Annotated in this window: 7 protein-coding genes and 1 pseudogene; 1 reads left to right on the top strand and 7 read right to left on the bottom strand. The window is 47.7% G+C overall.

From position 1 onward, the window contains the following. Positions 1 to 276: DUF2281 domain-containing protein (locus F6J99_RS44265; protein ID WP_293123607.1), on the bottom strand; the 276-nt coding region annotated here is incomplete at its 3' end. Here F6J99_RS44265 and F6J99_RS44260 point away from each other — a divergent pair. Then, positions 270 to 398, top strand: a complete 129-nt coding sequence (locus F6J99_RS44260) for a hypothetical protein (protein ID WP_293123604.1) — start codon at positions 270 to 272, stop codon at positions 396 to 398. The two genes, F6J99_RS44265 and F6J99_RS44260, sit on opposite strands and share 7 nt — an antisense overlap. Here the strand turns inward: F6J99_RS44260 and F6J99_RS44255 are convergent. The 6 genes and pseudogenes from F6J99_RS44255 to F6J99_RS44235 all read right to left on the bottom strand — a co-directional run bounded on the left by F6J99_RS44255 (position 390) and on the right by F6J99_RS44235 (position 2,258). Beyond that, positions 390 to 587, bottom strand: coding sequence for a type II toxin-antitoxin system HicB family antitoxin (locus tag F6J99_RS44255; protein WP_293123601.1), 198 nt, complete (start codon positions 585 to 587; stop codon positions 390 to 392). The genes F6J99_RS44260 and F6J99_RS44255 overlap by 9 nt on opposite strands. A 56-nt stretch (positions 588 to 643) precedes the next feature. After that, the gene (locus F6J99_RS44250) at positions 644 to 811 is read right to left on the bottom strand and encodes a type II toxin-antitoxin system HicA family toxin (protein ID WP_293123598.1); all 168 of its coding nucleotides are present in this window, start codon (positions 809 to 811) and stop codon (positions 644 to 646) included. A 464-nt stretch (positions 812 to 1,275) separates the two neighbouring features. After that, positions 1,276 to 1,431: a hypothetical protein gene (locus tag F6J99_RS44245; protein WP_293123595.1), complete on the bottom strand. Its 156-nt coding sequence runs from the start codon at positions 1,429 to 1,431 to the stop codon at positions 1,276 to 1,278. Positions 1,432 to 1,435: 4 nt separating this feature from the next. Beyond that, complete coding sequence (locus F6J99_RS44240) at positions 1,436 to 1,678, bottom strand: hypothetical protein (protein WP_293123593.1); 243 nt, start codon at positions 1,676 to 1,678, stop codon at positions 1,436 to 1,438. Positions 1,679 to 1,844: 166 nt separating this feature from the next. Then, positions 1,845 to 1,988 (bottom strand): annotated as a pseudogene (locus F6J99_RS46070) (hypothetical protein); the annotation flags it as partial. Positions 1,989 to 2,096: 108 nt separating this feature from the next. Further along, positions 2,097 to 2,258, bottom strand: a complete 162-nt coding sequence (locus tag F6J99_RS44235; RefSeq protein WP_293123590.1) for a hypothetical protein — start codon at positions 2,256 to 2,258, stop codon at positions 2,097 to 2,099. Positions 2,259 to 2,360 lie beyond the last annotated feature (102 nt).

Here is a 2,360-nt window from a genome sequence, read left to right as displayed (position 1 = left end):
TAAATCATCTGACATAATGATTTGACCTGCCCAACTACCATAACCGTGAGTGGTTCCTATCTTTTCGTGATCAGATTGTGTATTATTTGGATAGTTTTCTCGTAAATAGTCTGCATAATGGAATAGTTCCGTCTTGAGATGTTCAGGCAGACTAATAACGACTTTCCATAAGGCTAACTCAGTATTCATAACGTTTATTTTAAGCAGTAACGTAGGGAGTCGGGAATCGGGAATCGGGAATCGGGAATAGTAGAATCGTAGGGTGGGCAGTGGCAAGCAAGGGAATTGGCAAGGTTGGTGAAGAGCTGATCAGCCACTGCCCACCAGAGGCGGAAGTATTTTTTTTAGTCTATCTGTCAAGGATTGGCAAATGCGATCGCTTCGATTTTCTAAGCTAACTGTAATATCTGTGGAATAGGTAACTCTTTATTAACTTGCCGATAGGCGTACACCAAATCCTCTAAAACTTCCTTAGCATTCTCAAGAGCTTCTTCATAGGTTTCACCATGTGTCCGAGCATATTTTTCCCATTCCGGTAAACTAGCAACATAAGAGTTATCTTCCTCTGACCATCTCTTGGTGCGCATTCCCTAGCGCTCCCACGAAAGCGCGGGGTCGCACCGCTGAATTAAAATACTATATTTCATGATTCATCCCCCTGTTCTAACTGCGACCCTTGTTTGACTACGGCTATCACATCTTTTTCTTGATAAGGTTTGGCGTCTTTACTATCTTTAGCAGACAAAACTACAGGATTTTTTATCAGTGGATGCACCCAATAAGAATGACTACCTTTTCCTCCCTTAGGCAAGAGAGTAAATCCTGCTTTGGTGCAACATTTGTTTTAATTCTCTTACTTTTTTCGGCATCTTACAATGATAGCAATAATCCTAGGGTGGGCAGTGGCTAGCAAGGGAATTGGCCAGCCGCCGTGAAGAGCTGATCAGCCACTGCCCACCAAGGGGCGCGGAAGTATTATTTTTAGTCTATCTGTCAAGGATTGGCAAATGCGATCGCTTCCACTCAAGAATCCTAGGGTGGGCAGTGGCTAGCAAGGGAATTGGCCAGCCGCCGTGAAGAGCTGATCAGCCACTGCCCACCAAGGGGCGCGGAAGTATTATTTTTAGTCTATCTGTCAAGGATTGGCAAATGCGATCGCTTCCACTCAAGAATCCTAGGGTGGGCAGTGGCAAGAATCGCGCGTCTTGGCAAGGTTGGTGAAGAGCTGATCAGCCACTGCCCACCCGAGGCGGAAGTATTTTTTTACTCTATTTTTTACCCTATCTGTAAACCATGCTTCAGATGCGAGTCACGGGTTTCGGCAAAGCCGACGCTACGCGAACGCGAAGCGTGGCCATTCGCGTAGCGTGGCCCAAAGGCCAAGGCCTCAGCTTCCGCGCTTATGCGATCGCGCTGTACTTCAGGATGCATCTAATTATTGCTGTTTGACCCAGTGGGTGGAACCGGAATCTTGGTAAAATATCTTGGTGGAACCAGCATCTTGCCAGTTATCAATATTCCCGGCAGGCAGCATGCCCACCCCACTCCTATTCATGCCGCCTCTCATATCAAGGCTTTTGCCAAAGAAAGATATAAACCCAAAAAGAAGCCTGCTCCACAATGCCACTGGGGTAGCAAGCTTCTCGACCGTCAGACCTCGGTTTGCAGTGCCACTCAACCTTCTGGCAGGACTTCTGCCCGCCAAGCACGCCCCCCGTGCCAGCTAACCGAAAACGAGGAACGCGGCACAGGTACCTCGCCAATAAACCCCGCGCAAATCGTGCGCCATTCGAGACCAAAAAGGGGTTTTGACGTTTTGATCAGATGGTTGTAAATTAAGGGGACTACTCCGCGTCGTCCCCTGCAAAAGGCATAATCCAATAGCCATTATTAATCTGGGCCACACAGTACTGGGAGAGAGACTCGGAGACTGACTCCTCATTTTGCCTTGCTACCCCGTTACGAGAAACAGGAGCGGTCTGTTTGGGGGTAAGTTTTTTCTAGGGCTAGGTTTCATCTCCATAGAATTAAACTTTCTGTGGTAAAGCTTATTGAGTTGGCTCTCCCTCTGTCAATGGCTTTTTTTTTACGTTTTGTTACGTGGGGAGTGGGGAGTCGGGAGTGGGGAATCGGGAATCGGGAATCGGGAAATTAATCGTAGGGTGGGCAGTGGCTGTTGCCTGAAATTGGCTAGCAGCCGTGAAGCGATGATCAGCGACTGCCCACCAGACAGGAACTTTTTTAAGTCTATCTATCAAGAATCCTAGGGTGGGCAGTGGCTAGCAACGGAATTGGTAAGCAGCCGTGAAGCTATCATCAGCGACTGCCCACCAGACAAGAACTTTTTTAAGTCTATCTAT

The sequence above is a fragment of the Moorena sp. SIO4G3 genome, from assembly GCF_010692305.1.
Lineage (GTDB): Bacteria > Cyanobacteriota > Cyanobacteriia > Cyanobacteriales > Coleofasciculaceae > Moorena > Moorena producens_A.
The sequence above is the reverse complement of the archived record's forward strand: the minus strand, read 5'-3'. Positions and strand labels throughout refer to the sequence as shown.

What these genes read in the sequence shown, in the direction of transcription:
- F6J99_RS44255 (WP_293123601.1), bottom strand. Translation starts at nt 587, where the DNA reads ATGCGCACCAAGAGATGGTCAGAGGAAGATAACTCTTATGTTGCTAGT.
- F6J99_RS44245 (WP_293123595.1), bottom strand. Translation starts at nt 1,431, where the DNA reads ATGCATCCTGAAGTACAGCGCGATCGCATAAGCGCGGAAGCTGAGGCC.